This window comes from Bacillus sp. OTU530, assembly GCF_038440375.1.
The window spans coordinates 1-13,274 of sequence record NZ_JASATP010000015.1; the positions used below are offsets into that span (position 1 = coordinate 1).

The 13,274-nt window shown below is 43.4% G+C and carries 11 protein-coding genes and 1 riboswitch; of the genes, 6 read left to right on the forward strand and 5 right to left on the reverse strand.

Annotated features, from left to right (window positions below):
• A partial coding sequence (locus AAHB12_RS12965) for an SH3 domain-containing protein (protein WP_342045583.1) occupies window positions 1-812 on the reverse strand: 812 nt, incomplete at its 3' end.
• 439 nt (window positions 813-1,251) lie between these two features.
• On the reverse strand, window positions 1,252-2,127 hold the full coding sequence (dat, locus tag AAHB12_RS12970) for a D-amino-acid transaminase (protein WP_342045584.1): 876 nt from the start codon (window positions 2,125-2,127) through the stop codon (window positions 1,252-1,254).
• Between the two features lie 339 nt (window positions 2,128-2,466).
• Between dat and AAHB12_RS12975 the strand changes: the two genes are divergently transcribed.
• Entirely contained in the window at window positions 2,467-3,369 is a 903-nt protein-coding gene (locus AAHB12_RS12975) for an aldo/keto reductase (protein ID WP_342045585.1), read from the forward strand.
• 41 nt (window positions 3,370-3,410) lie between these two features.
• On the opposite strand, the gene AAHB12_RS12980 is transcribed toward AAHB12_RS12975, so the two are convergent.
• Window positions 3,411-5,336, reverse strand: coding sequence for an LTA synthase family protein (locus AAHB12_RS12980; RefSeq protein ID WP_342045586.1), 1,926 nt, complete (start codon window positions 5,334-5,336; stop codon window positions 3,411-3,413).
• Between the two features lie 456 nt (window positions 5,337-5,792).
• Between AAHB12_RS12980 and AAHB12_RS12985 the strand changes: the two genes are divergently transcribed.
• From AAHB12_RS12985 to thiC, 3 genes are all read left to right on the forward strand, one after another.
• Window positions 5,793-6,173 (forward strand): YkvA family protein, encoded by a 381-nt coding sequence (locus AAHB12_RS12985; RefSeq protein WP_129727619.1) that lies wholly within the window; start codon window positions 5,793-5,795, stop codon window positions 6,171-6,173.
• A gap of 32 nt (window positions 6,174-6,205) precedes the next feature.
• The gene (locus AAHB12_RS12990; RefSeq protein WP_129727620.1) at window positions 6,206-6,694 is read left to right on the forward strand and encodes a metal-binding protein; all 489 of its coding nucleotides are present in this window, start codon (window positions 6,206-6,208) and stop codon (window positions 6,692-6,694) included.
• 240 nt (window positions 6,695-6,934) lie between these two features.
• A riboswitch (TPP riboswitch) is annotated at window positions 6,935-7,048 on the forward strand.
• 179 nt (window positions 7,049-7,227) lie between these two features.
• Window positions 7,228-8,985: a phosphomethylpyrimidine synthase ThiC gene (gene thiC / locus AAHB12_RS12995; RefSeq protein ID WP_342045587.1), complete on the forward strand. Its 1,758-nt coding sequence runs from the start codon at window positions 7,228-7,230 to the stop codon at window positions 8,983-8,985.
• 118 nt (window positions 8,986-9,103) lie between these two features.
• On the opposite strand, the gene AAHB12_RS13000 is transcribed toward thiC, so the two are convergent.
• Together AAHB12_RS13000 and AAHB12_RS13005 are read right to left on the reverse strand one after the other, a co-directional pair.
• Window positions 9,104-10,141 carry a cytochrome d ubiquinol oxidase subunit II gene (locus AAHB12_RS13000; RefSeq protein WP_342045588.1) on the reverse strand — a complete coding sequence of 346 codons (1,038 nt, stop codon included), beginning with the start codon at window positions 10,139-10,141 and terminating at the stop codon, window positions 9,104-9,106.
• A complete protein-coding gene (locus AAHB12_RS13005; RefSeq protein ID WP_342045589.1) occupies window positions 10,134-11,489 on the reverse strand; it encodes a cytochrome ubiquinol oxidase subunit I in 1,356 nt (451 codons plus the stop codon). The genes AAHB12_RS13000 and AAHB12_RS13005 overlap by 8 nt, the downstream gene beginning before the upstream one ends.
• 245 nt (window positions 11,490-11,734) lie before the next feature.
• Between AAHB12_RS13005 and AAHB12_RS13010 the strand changes: the two genes are divergently transcribed.
• On the forward strand, window positions 11,735-11,890 hold the full coding sequence (locus AAHB12_RS13010) for a hypothetical protein (RefSeq protein ID WP_342045590.1): 156 nt from the start codon (window positions 11,735-11,737) through the stop codon (window positions 11,888-11,890).
• 337 nt (window positions 11,891-12,227) lie between these two features.
• The gene (locus tag AAHB12_RS13015; protein ID WP_342045591.1) at window positions 12,228-13,241 is read left to right on the forward strand and encodes a LacI family DNA-binding transcriptional regulator; all 1,014 of its coding nucleotides are present in this window, start codon (window positions 12,228-12,230) and stop codon (window positions 13,239-13,241) included.
• Window positions 13,242-13,274 lie beyond the last annotated feature (33 nt).

The window sequence follows — 13,274 nt, forward strand, 5'->3', positions numbered from 1 at the left end:
GCTCCGCTACGGACGTTTAAGGAAGCCGTGTCTACATAAAGGCTTTGCGTTGTTGGTGCCGCAGGGGCTGCAGCTACAGTATTTTCAACATTTGTACCACCTTGTACAAAGCGGACATATTCACTGCTAACATAACCTGTTGCACCCTTATATGTGACTTGATACCAGCCGTTTTCTACGCCGGTTACCTGCAATGCTTGTCCTTCCAAGACACCGCCGATGATAGGGTGGTAGGTCCCAGCTCCTGTTCTGACACGCAAGGAGGCAGCATCTACAACGTATGTACCGTCTTGTTGCACAGTGACAGGGGAACTTGTTTCTGCTTGGCTGTCGCTTCCAGCAGAAATATAATCCTTACCTACATATGCTGTTTGTCCGTTAAAGTTAATTTTATACCAATGCTCCAGTTCTGATACTACCGTAACCTCTTGTCCCTTTTGAACATATCCGATAACAGGGTGAGCGTTGCTAGGACCGACGCGAACACGCAATGATGATACATTAACAGTATAGGAGGTGCTGCTAACATAATCTTTACTTACATATGCCGTTTCCCCATTATAATCAATTTCATACCAGCCTTGCTGTTCACCTGTGACTTCTAGCTCCTGCCCTTCTCTTACAAGGCCAAGTATGCCATGGGAGGTGCTAGGACCAGTACGTACGCGGAGGGCATCTGCTTCCACCGTGTGGTGGGCAACGCTTGTCTCGCTTGGTACGGATGGCTCTGACGCCGATGCTTCTGCATGGTCAATAGCCGCTGTGGCTCCTAAGGCGGACAGGGCGGCTATGCTGCCGAGAACTTTCTTCATTTTCTTCGTATCCTCTCTTTTATAAAATTCAGTTGATGTAAAATTTACCAACGTTAAAAATCTTAAATTGGATACGTAGTACTGTCAATGTTTATTCTTTAATCCGTATATGAGAAATGAGCTGGTGATAGGAAAGGAGGGGGAGGCTTTTTGAGTTGCACTGTGGGAAGCTCTATAAATGATAGGAGCTTGTAGCTTTGTTAACACTGTAAGAAAGTATAAATTTCTAGCTGGGAGACCATTCGACGTAGTGAGAAATTTACAGCTTACTTTTACACTGTAAGAAAGTATAAATTTCCAGCCGGAAGCCGATTCGACGTAGTCGGAAATTTTAGGAATACAGTATAAGTGCAACTACGCCTCTGTCTTCGCCCAAGAGCAGGGCTCGCCAATCGGCGAGTTTTCTTTAAGGTGTAAAAAAAGGCCGCTGTAGGCGACCTTATAATTGAAAGGCAATTCGATCCCCAGGCAGGCTTTCTTGGAAGCTTGTTTGCAGCTGCCTTGTAACTCGACCAACAATCCCATGAGAGATCGCAGTACCATCAAGATGCGTGACCGGGGTAATTTCCGATGTTGTTCCGGTAATAAAGCATTCATCTGCCTGTAGCACATCCCGGACGCTAAATACTTCCTCCCGTACAGAAATACCAAGCTTTACGGCGAGGGAGAGGATGTATTGCCGGACGATCCCATTTAAAATCAGGTGATTGGCAGGGTGGGTATAGAGTGTTCCGTTTTTGACGATAAAGCAGTTTGAACTGCTTCCTTCCGTAACAATGCCGCTCCGAACGAGCAGGGCCTCCTGGCAGTTTTTTCGTTCCGCATTTGTTTTTGCCATAACATTGGGAAGCAAATTGAGCGATTTAATATCGCAGCGAAGCCAACGGATATCCTGCTCTGTACAAGCGTGAATACCACGGAGCATCTCATCAGTTGGGCGTTCCTTTTTCGTGAGGTATGCATAGAGCGTCGGCTTAGTGTTTGCAGCATATGCGTGGCTGCGGGATTGAACGCCGCGTGTTACCTGTAAATAGACACTGCCATTTCCGGTAAATTCGTTATGCTCCACTAGCTCGTATAACCACTTCACAAGCAGTGCTTTTGAAAAATGAGGGATAAGTTCAATTTCCTCCATGGAACGGTATAAGCGTGCTAAATGAGGCCCTAATAAATGAAATGTACCTTCATATAATCGGATTACCTCATACACACCATCACCAAACTGCAAACCGCGTTCCTCCATGTCAATAGAAGGCTTTGCTTGTCTCGTATCTACAAATTGTTCTTCGAATAATACAATTGGTTCGTAGCTCATATGTATTTTCTCCCCATTTCTATTTGCGTTAGGATGAAATAAGGCTCTTTTGAATACAATTAGGCATTTTTTTTAAGAATCCTGCTTATTTGTCACAAAAAAAAACAACGTTTCAACGAGAAACGTTGTGCGCCGTGTCGATACATCGCCGCATAAAGAGGGTTTATGCTAGGAACATCATCTAGACAGGTTTAGTATAGGCTATAAATATAAAGCTACTGTAAATTGAATGTGAAGCTTTTGTAGGAATGAAGAGGGAAGCGGATTTTTGCTGCAAGAACAGCAGACATATTTTGTTATAATAGAACAGAAGTCTTTAATAGAGAGGGGACTATACATATGCAAACAGTACAGCTTTCAGAACAGGTATCATTTTCCCGGATTGTGCACGGGATGTGGCGGCTGCGGGAGTGGGGGATGGACAAGCAGGAGCTGCTTCGATTGATTGAGGAATGTCTGGAGATGGGGATTACCACCTTTGACCATGCAGACATCTATGGCGATTATAGCTGTGAGGCTTTGTTTGGTCAAGCATTACGTGAGAAGCCAGCTTTGCGTTCCTCGATGCAAATTGTCACAAAATGTGGCATTAAGCTTCGTTCGGCTGCATATCCTGAGCATCTCGTGAATCATTATGATACAAGCAAAGAGCATATCATCCGAAGTGTGGAAAATTCGCTGCGCCACTTCGGAACAGATTATGTGGACACGCTTTTGATCCACCGTCCGGATCCGTTTATGGACCCGGCAGAGGTAGCAGAGGCATTTGCTCAGCTCAAGCAGGAGGGAAAGGTGCTTGAATTTGGTGTTTCTAACTTCTTGCCGTCACAAATGGAGATGCTTGCTTCTTACCTTAGCATGCCGCTTGTAACCAATCAGTTGGAAATTTCGGTTATGCAATTTGAGCATTTTGAAAAAGGGACAATTGAGAAATGCCAAGAGAAGCGCATTGCACCAATGGCATGGTCCCCGCTTGCTGGCGGAAGCATTTTCTCTGCTTCAACAGAACGGGCAACGCGGGTTAAGAACACTTTAGAAGAAATAAAAGAGGAAATCGGTGCGGACTCCATCGATGAGGTAATGTATGCCTGGCTATTGGCGCATCCGGCAAAGATGATGCCAATCGTAGGATCTGGGAAAATAGAACGCGTCCGTACAGCTGCGCAGGCAGTAAAGCTTACACTCAGCCGTCAGCAGTGGTTCCGGATTTATATTAGCTCTCTTGGACATAATGTACCGTAATAAAAATAAAAAAAGGCGGATGAATCAATCCGCCTTTTTGCTTATTCTTCTTTTTCTGCTTCTTTAATAGCTGTTTTCACAGTTCCGGTCTTGATCTTATTTCCATCAAAGAATCGAAGCAAGTCACCTGAAATGATTGTATCAGACATGCGTAATTCATTTTGCGCACGGTCAATAAGTGCTTTTGCTTCTGCTGCAGGAACTGTTACTACTTCACCAGTGTTGCGGTCGTAGAATGTGTTTTCGTAGTAGTAATACTTGTCTGTTACGAAGTTACCATCACGGAATACAACAAATGGTTTACGATCTGGCGCAAATAAGTCATGGCCAAACTCGATATCGTTTGATGTATCAACGCCAAGTAAGCTTAAAATCGTCGGCTTTACATCCACTTGACCAGCAGGAGCAGAAATTGTTTTTCCTTCTGTTTGACCTGGAACGTGAATGAATAGCGGTGTGCGCTGTAGGTTCACATGGTCAAATGTCGTAATTTCTTCTTTGCCTAAGAATTGTGCCATGGCTTTGTCATGGTTTTCAGAAATACCGTAATGGTCGCCGTAGAACACAAGGATTGAGTTGTCATAAAGACCTTCAGCTTTTAATTTCTCAACAAAGTTCTTTAATGCTTCATCCAGATAGCGAGCTGTTACAAAATAACGGTCCAAGACGCCGTCACCAGAATTAAATGGCTCAATCATTTTCATGTCATCACTGTACGTAAACGGATAGTGGTTCGTTAACGTCAGGAAGCGAGTATAGAACGGCTGCTTGATTGTTTTTAACATCTCAACAGATTGATCAAAGTATTCGATATCTTTTAAACCCCAGCCAATTTTTGTTTCTGGCGTAGTTTTATAATCTAATTCGTTGAAGTAACGGTCATATCCTAATGCCGGATACATCATGTTACGGTTCCAGAACGTTGCATTATTCGCATGAAATACTGCTGTATAGTAGCCTTGCTGACGCAATATTTCTGGTGTTGCTACAAATTCATTATTTGAATGCGTAAAGTATACAGCACCGCGATCTAATGGATAAAGGGAGTTATCAATTAAAAACTCTGCATCGGACGTTTTACCCTGACCCGTTTGGTGGAAGAAGTTTTCAAAATAATAGCTCTCCTTCATAAATTGGTTCAGGAATGGAGTAACCTCCTGTCCATTTACCTTTGCCCCAAGTAAGAAGGATTGTGTTGATTCAAGAGATACTATAATTACATTCTTTCCTTTTGCACTGCCGAATAATGCGGGATCCGAATGTACAGCATTTGCTTTCACATAGTTTTCTGTTTCCTGAAGCTTGCTGCCATCAGCGAAAGCTTTTTGTGAGCTTGATCTAGCTTGTAAGCCTAAATCATATACCTGATGCACATATAATCCTAAGTTTTTGACAAGCATAACACGGTCGAAGGAACGCGTTAGCAATTCGGGACGCTCCATTTCAGCAAGTCCAAGATTCACTAAGAATACTGCAGCTGTTACAAGAAAATACAATGCTTTAAATGGACGGCTCAATCGTTCGACACGTACAGAGCTGCGTGCCTTCCTAGCTATGTATAATAGGAAGAAAATATCTGCAAACATTAATAAAATTTTGTAGTTGAATAATTCCTTTATACTAGAACCAAGGCTTCCGAAGTTGGACGTTTGCATTAAAACAGGCAGTGTCACAAAGTCATTAAAGAAGCCGTAAAACATTACGTTTCCAATTAAAATAACTGTTAAAAGGAAGTCCATAAAGATTGCCATATAGTTGCGCCTTTTGCCTGTCAGAAACAGTGATAAGCCAACTAGCAGCAAGGACGATGCAAGCGGACTAATAAACAAAATAAACTCCTGCATCGGTGACTCTAATTTTAGGTCAAAGCTTACACGAGTGACGATATAGGTTTTGAGCCATATGAACAGAGCAGCTAATAAAGTAAATTTGGCGTTTTGGAATTGTGCTTTCAGGGATTCCTTCATTCACCCTCACCCTTTCTCTTTCTCACCTTACATAGCCTTTTATACAAAAAGAAAAAAGGAGTTCCGCAATGGAGTCGCATTGTGTATCTTTTCACGGAGGCATAAGCATGCTCAATGTAAAGTGGGCAATTACGTTCCTATTGCGTCATTCCCGGTTTTTCCTAATTTATATGGGATATGGGAATTTTATCAAATGTCATTTTTGTATTATACTATAAACATGGTTGTTTAGAAACTATATAATAGGTTGAAAATTTTTACAAATGATTTACATCAATCACACAAAACTTTATCACTACGTTTATATGCTCGTCAACAATTAAATATAACATGCTTATTTAGTTTGGTGCTGAGAAGGAATGTTTACAATTACAGCGGATTGATGGGTAATTTTGAGGAAAATCATACTGCTCCATATAATACAAAGTATGGGGAATGAGATTGGAGGTTTTTAAGATGGAACAAAAATTTTCTGTAGAAGCATTTTGGGATAAGACGAAGGGGGCTGCAAAGAAGGCTGGTCATTTCGTGGTGTATACGGGCTTGCTTTTGTTTTATGTCCTGCAGCGGCCAGATGTTCCAAAGCGGGTAAAGTTCACAATTGTTGGAGCGTTGGCTTATTTCATTGCACCTGTTGATGCGATTCCAGATATCATGGCCGGTCTTGGGTATACGGATGATCTAGGTGTATTGAGCGCGGCGCTGCTGCAATCTGCCGAGTATGTTGATGAGGAAGTGAAGCAAAAGGCGAAGGCTAAGCTTGCGCAATGGTTTGGCTCAGATGCCGACACTTCCCAGATTGATCGTAAAATAGAAGAAGCAAGCGAAGAAAAGTAAGCTTGCCAGTAGATAGGTGAGGGGAAATTTAGATGCCATCAGGAAGAACACATACAAGATTCAATTTATTAAGTCTGCCCGTTGTTATTTGTTTGCTCATTTCATACGGGATGACGAGCTGGGGTTTTTTACTGTGGTTTGCGGGAGGATTTGTGTTTGGCACATACTTTTTGACGCCGGATTTAGATACTGTAAGTTCAGCGTATCGAAATTGGGGACCGCTGCGCATCATTTGGCGCCCATATCGAGCTGTCATGCCGCACCGATCCTTCCTCACACATACAATTGTGCTTGGAGATTTGATCCGGCTACTGTATTTATTTGTGATTTTTCTTCCGTTTCTATACATATTAAATGTGCAAATATTAGACGGTGCACTACCAGGGCTTGTCCGTGCGCATAAGCCGGTGCTTGGTGCGGCGGTGCTGGGGATTTTCACGACAAGCGCTCTTCATATTATACTTGATACATTGAATACAAAACGGAAACGGATGTTTCGATCAAAGAGAAGCAGACGATAAGTGGATCTTATTGCAAGGAAAGGCTGCTTTTATAATAATAGGAAAGAAGCGCCTTGCGTCGGGGAGAACACACAGAAAGCTTCCATAAAGCAGCTACTAAGCTGCGCGCTTTACATGCGGGATGTTTTGCTGCGGAAGCAAGGGAAGGACGTGTCCACTGTCCCCGTTCAGAAAATATATTCAGAAAATGCTTTATCTTTCCACTACTTTCTGTATAATAAGGATATAAATTAAATTTATAAGTGATACTAGGGGTGCCTCGTATGTGAGGCTGAGAGGGAAGCGCGATATGCTTCTTAACCCTTTGGACCTGATCTGGCTCGTACCAGCGTGGGGAAGTTTTTAGACGTGTTGCATCATGTACATATGCTGCTTACGCCAGGTCCTGTTTTGCTATAAGGATCTGGCGTTTTTTGTTTTATACATGTTAGCCTGCAGTCTGCCAGTAGCCGACTGTGAGAGCTTTCGTATGCACGTTGCGCTGGCGCGTTTTACTGATGTCCTTGTCACATAAAGAAAAGGGGAAAGGTATTATGTCGCAAACAGACTCAATTAAGCAATTGGAGCTAAAAACAAGTCTTCCAGGAAGTGAAAAGGTATTTGTACAGGGATCACGTCCCGATGTACAGGTACCGATGCGTGAAATCGCATTAAGTCCAACAAACGAAGTGGAAAATGAGCCGGTTCGGGTCTATGACACAAGCGGTCCATATACAGCATGTGATTATGAAGTAAATGTAGAAAAAGGGATTCCAGCGCCGCGCTATGCATGGGTTGTTGAACGTGGAGATGTAGAAGAGTATGACGGCCGGGAAATTAAGCCTGAGGATAATGGCTACAAGGACATAGACAAAGCGTCTATATTCCCAGGATTAAGCCGGAAGCCGCTTCGTGCGAAGCCAGGACAGAATGTTACCCAAATGCACTATGCTCGAAAAGGGATCATTACGCCTGAAATGGAGTTTGTTGCCATTCGTGAAGGTGTAACGCCTGACTTCGTGAGACAGGAAATTGCTGAGGGACGCGCGATTCTTCCTGCTAACATCAACCATCCAGAATTGGAGCCAATGATCATTGGCCGTAATTTCCACGTGAAGGTAAATGCCAATATTGGAAACTCTGCGGTTAGTTCCTCCATTGTGGAAGAGGTTGAAAAGATGACATGGGCAACTCGTTGGGGAGCCGATACGATTATGGACCTTTCCACAGGAAAGAATATTCATACAACACGTGAATGGATTATGCGTAATTCACCTGTTCCAGTCGGCACAGTTCCATTGTATCAAGCGCTTGAGAAGGTAAATGGAATTGCGGAAAATCTAACATGGGAGATTTACCGTGATACGCTCATCGAGCAGGCGGAGCAGGGTGTAGATTACTTTACAATCCATGCTGGTGTGCTGCTTCGATATATTCCGATGACAGCAAAGCGTGTAACAGGTATCGTTTCACGAGGCGGCTCGATTATGGCGCAGTGGTGTTTATATCATCATCAGGAAAACTTCTTATATACACATTTTGAAGAGATTTGCGAGATTATGAAGCAGTACGATATCTCCTTCTCACTAGGAGATGGACTGCGTCCAGGCTCTATTGCTGATGCAAATGATGAAGCGCAATTTTCTGAATTACAGACGCTTGGTGAACTAACAACGATTGCTTGGAAGCATGATATCCAGGTTATGATTGAAGGTCCTGGACATGTGCCAATGCATTTGATTAAAGAAAATATCGACAAGGAAATTGAAATCTGTCACGGGGCGCCATTCTATACGCTTGGTCCGTTAACGACGGATATTGCGCCAGGATACGACCACATTACCTCAGCGATCGGCGCGGCAATGATCGGCTGGTTTGGTACATCTATGCTTTGCTACGTGACGCCGAAGGAGCATCTTGGCCTACCGAATAAAAACGATGTACGTGAGGGTGTAATTGCCTATAAGATTGCGGCTCATGCAGCGGATCTTGCAAAGGGCCATCCGCGCGCGCAGCAGCGTGACGATGCATTGTCTAAGGCGCGCTTTGAATTCCGTTGGCGCGATCAATTCCATCTGGCGCTTGATCCTGAACGTGCGATGGAATATCATGATGAAACCCTTCCGGCAGAAGGCGCAAAAACAGCTCATTTCTGTTCGATGTGTGGACCGAAGTTCTGCAGCATGAGAATTTCGCACGACATCCGTCAATATGCGGAGGAAAAAGGGCTGAATGAAACAAGTGCGATAGAAGAAGGTATGAAGGAAAAAGCGCAGGAGTTTAAGGAACAAGGCTCTGAGTTATATAAGTAAGAAAAGCAATTTCTGTAATAATCTGTACTTAGCCGCGGCTGGCGTTGTCTGTCTATTGGCGGGCGGGAATCAGTGATAGCGGCGAGATAGGAAAGCTCCTCTGTATTCACAGTGGAGCTTATTCCTTTTTATCGCCCGCAAAGGTGCGGTCTTTCAAAAATAAATTCCAAAACATAATAAATCCTGGAAGTAAAATGGCGATGCCGACAGCGTACAAAATCAGCAGGGAGTAGAAGGTTGTCTTTTGGGTAAAGCTCGTATACATCGTAACGTCAGGGAAAATGATGTATGGCAGATGCGCCTTTCCGTAGGCATAGCTTGCAAAGGCGTATTGGGCAACGACAGAGAGAACCGCAACACGGGGCCAGCCGAGTTCTTTGTACCCCTTGTTGCTCCACCAAAGCGCTGCATACCCAATAACAAACAGACCAAGCGAGACTGCAAACCAAAGAATCTCGTCCGCTAAATTCGATAGCAGCCAGCGGGCATTGCCTTGGATTGAGACCGAGACGAGCGCAATCACTGCACTCAGGAGAGTAGCCGGTCCGAGAATAATTGCGTTTATTCTGTATATGCGGTACGCCCCCTCATCGCCGCGTTCACGAGAGAAGTCTGCTAAAAAGAGTGCGGATAAAAACAATGCAGATGTTAATCCGAACAGCATATAGCTGTATACAGACGGACTGCTTAGCAGCTGCTTATACATAAGCGTTTCCTTTCCGCCGATCATTTTCACAAAGGATCCTTCCGTAACTGGCAGGACAGTGATAAGCAGTGCCGGGACGAGCAGCCCGGTGATGCCTGCAGTGAAACGCAGCTGCTTTTCACTGCTTGGAAAGGAATGGGAAAATACCATGAACGAACTGCGTACAGCGATTAAAGCAAGAATTAAGGTAACCGGAACGAACATAGCAGTAGCTAATGAATAAGCTGCATTTGGGAAAAAGCCGATAAAGGCAACGACGACAAAGACAAGAAATGTATTCGTCAATTCCCAGGTAGGAGATAAATATCGGTTCGCGATATCGCCAGCAGTCGAGTTGCGTTTCATATAGATCATCGACCAAAAGCCCGTTCCAAAGTCAATGGAGCCAAGAATACTGTAAGCAAAAACAAGCGCCCATAAAATGAGAATCGCAATGCTTTCTTCATGCATTTGACTTACCCCCATATGCCTTAAGATCCCGATTCAGCGGATTCCGTCTAAAGAAGGTGCGAAGCACAATTACTGTTAACACTCCTAAAAATGCGTATAAGCAAATAAACACGAAGAATAGCGGTCCCACGTAGTCTGCCTGTGTCGCTGCCTCAGTTGTTCGTTGGAATTGATAAATCGTCCAAGGCTGACGGCCGCTGCAGCTGAAAATCCAGCCTGTTTCAATTCCGATAAAAGCAAGAGGACCAAGTGCGACAATTGCCCACAGGAGCCAGCTCGGAAACTGTGCGTTTCGTTTTTTAGCAATCAAATACCAATATGCGAGCGCGATTGCTGCAATGGCAAGCTGCAGCATACCGGCAAATACCATTAGGTTAAAAAATAAATGCGTATATGCAGGCGGCCAAGTTTCACGCGGAAACTCTTCTAATCCCTTCACAACGGTAGACGGCTTCCAATCGGCCAAAATACTGAGCGCCCAAGGAATCTCAAGACCGTATTTAACCTCTTGCGTATCCGGGTCAACGATGCCGCCGATGGTAAGAGGTGCGTGCGAGGTTGTTTCAAATAACCCCTCGGCTGCCGCCAGTTTTTCCGGCGAGTGTTCATATAGATTAATCGCAGATTCGTGACCGGACATTCCCATAATAAGACCAGAGATGAGCGTAACGATTAAAGCAAGCATCAGCCCTTTTTTATGATAGGCAATTTCATGAGCGGTTTGATTCCGCTTTAGCAGCTTGTAGCCGGCAATTGCAGCGATAACAGCACCGCCTGATAGATAGGCCGTGATGACAACGTGAAACGAACCGCTAAAGAAGCTCGGATTAAAGAAGGCTTCCCATGGATTTACATTGAAAATGGTACCGTCCTCACGCATAGAGAAGCCAGCCGGTGTGTTCATCCATGTATTTGCCGCTGTGATTAACACGGCGGAGGCGGTTGCCCCAAGCATAACAAAAAAAACAGAAAGCAGGCGCATAAATGGTGATAATTTATCCGCTGCATATACATAAATAGACATAAATAGCGCTTCTAAAAAGAAGGCGAAAATCTCAATTTGAAAGGGTACAGAAATGACTTGCCCAACAATTTTGACAAAGCCGGGCCAAAGCAGGGCAAGCTGAACGCCAACAATCGTACCAGTTGGAATTGCGACTCCAAGCAAAATAGCAAACGCCTTCGTCCAGCGCTTCGCCATTACTGCGTAATCGGGGTCTTTTTTCCACTGGTATAGAACCTCCATAAGTAAAATCATAAGCGAAAGACCAATTCCAAGTGTCGCGAAAATAATGTGGAATGCTAATGATGTTCCAAAAAATGACCGCGACAAAGTGACTGTATCCATTTTTGTTATCTCCTTCACCTTTTTCCAGTATTTTCTTACAGAAAGGGTGGATTTATACAATGATTCTACAAAATCTTATCTATATTGACAGATTTTGAAATTTTGCTATCATAATGTTACGATTGCTAGAAAAAATATTATATTGTTCCTTCTCGTATTTTTACTTTGCAATTAAGGGCAATTTATATTATGATACGAACATAAGTTCTTTTTTGCGCGTGGTGAGAAACTAGGAGGTAATTTTCATGTATCCAGAGGTAATCAACAAGATGGCTTTTTCCAAGGAACATAAGGATTTGCTGTTAAAGCTTTATAATAAAGAAATTACAAGACGTGAGTACGACCAGCTCGTGCAAGTGCTTTATCGACCAGCGAAGGAAGAACGTACATATCAGGACTAAAGAAAAAGGAACTGCCCTAACAATCTGCTGCACGTGGAATGTTGGGGTCAGTTCCTTTCCTTGTTATTTACAGTTTAGATGTAGAAAAAGATGATTTTCCTTTTGAGTTGGTCATTCATTTTTACAATCATCAGTATTCAAATAAGCTCCAAACGATTACAATAAGGGCATATACCTTGTCTAAGACGCTGTTCTTTTTGCACTGAAAGTATAAATTTCTAACTGGAAGACAATTTGACTTAGTGAGAAATTTTAGGAATACAGTATAGGTGCAACTACGCCTCTGTCTTCGTCCGAGAGCAGGTTTTTTAAAGGGTAACTTACATTTGGTCAGGAGGTGCTATTTTTGAAGAAAAAGCAGATTAATGCGATAGAGGTTGCGAAACACGCTGGTGTGTCACAGTCGACTGTATCAAGGGTTTTTACTCCTGGTGCAAGTGTGTCTGAAAAGGCACGGCGCCGTGTATTAGAGACGGCAAAGGAGCTAGGATATCGTCCCAATGCCCTAGCGAGAGGGTTAATTACGAATAAGACAAATATTATTGGTCTTGTTATGAGGGAAATTCAAAATCCATTCTATCCGGAGGTTTTGGAGAAGTTTACGAAAGGGCTGCGTAAAAGAGGCTATCAGGTCTTATTTGTTTACGCCGAAAAGGATGAACTTCAGCATGATGATATCTCCCAATTTCTGGAGTACAACGTAGAGGGTGTTATTGTGACAGATGCTTTATTATCTTCTAAGGTTGTCTCACATTTCACTGAAAATAGTATCCCAGTTCTCTTGTTTAATCGCTATGCTAAGGATTTTTCCGGACATGTTGTTTGCTGTGACAACTATTCTGCAGGCAAGAAGATTGGGGAATACCTAGTTGAAAACGGGCATCGTCAATTTGCTTATATTGCAGGAGATACAAATACATCAACGAGCCGTGACCGGGAAAGGGGATTTCGAGAGGCACTTTGCCACGAGGGGATTGAGCCTAAGGTTGAGGTAGGAAACTACACATACGAAGGAGGATATCAAGCAGCTTTACAGCTTTTAAAGTCGGATCCTCAGCTCGATGCTATTTTTTGTGCAAACGATATTATGGCATTAGGGGCAGTTGATGCAGTTAAGTCTTTAGGATTAACAATCCCTAAGGATGTATCTATTATGGGGGTTGATGATATTGTAATGGCTTCTTTGCCTCCATATAGCTTAACAACCTGGCAGCAACCAGTTGATGAAATGATTGAAGCAAGTATTAACATCCTGCTGGGTGAAATTTCCGGTGAAAACGAGGGGCCAGTTTCCATACTGCTTCCCGGAAAACTAATTGAAAGACAATCTGTAAGCACTTTCAAAAAATAGTTGACAGTAGAATGCGTATCGAATATCCTAATA

Coding starts and splice junctions, on each gene's coding strand:
- AAHB12_RS12975 (WP_342045585.1), top strand. CDS start 2,467: ATGCAAACAGTACAGCTTTCAGAACAGGTATCATTTTCCCGGATTGTG.
- AAHB12_RS13005 (WP_342045589.1), bottom strand. CDS start 11,489: ATGGATACAGTCACTTTGTCGCGGTCATTTTTTGGAACATCATTAGCA.
- AAHB12_RS12990 (WP_129727620.1), top strand. CDS start 6,206: ATGCCATCAGGAAGAACACATACAAGATTCAATTTATTAAGTCTGCCC.
- dat (WP_342045584.1), bottom strand. CDS start 2,127: ATGAGCTACGAACCAATTGTATTATTCGAAGAACAATTTGTAGATACG.
- AAHB12_RS13000 (WP_342045588.1), bottom strand. CDS start 10,141: ATGCATGAAGAAAGCATTGCGATTCTCATTTTATGGGCGCTTGTTTTT.
- AAHB12_RS12980 (WP_342045586.1), bottom strand. CDS start 5,336: ATGAAGGAATCCCTGAAAGCACAATTCCAAAACGCCAAATTTACTTTA.
- thiC (WP_342045587.1), top strand. CDS start 7,228: ATGTCGCAAACAGACTCAATTAAGCAATTGGAGCTAAAAACAAGTCTT.
- AAHB12_RS12985 (WP_129727619.1), top strand. CDS start 5,793: ATGGAACAAAAATTTTCTGTAGAAGCATTTTGGGATAAGACGAAGGGG.
- AAHB12_RS13010 (WP_342045590.1), top strand. CDS start 11,735: ATGTATCCAGAGGTAATCAACAAGATGGCTTTTTCCAAGGAACATAAG.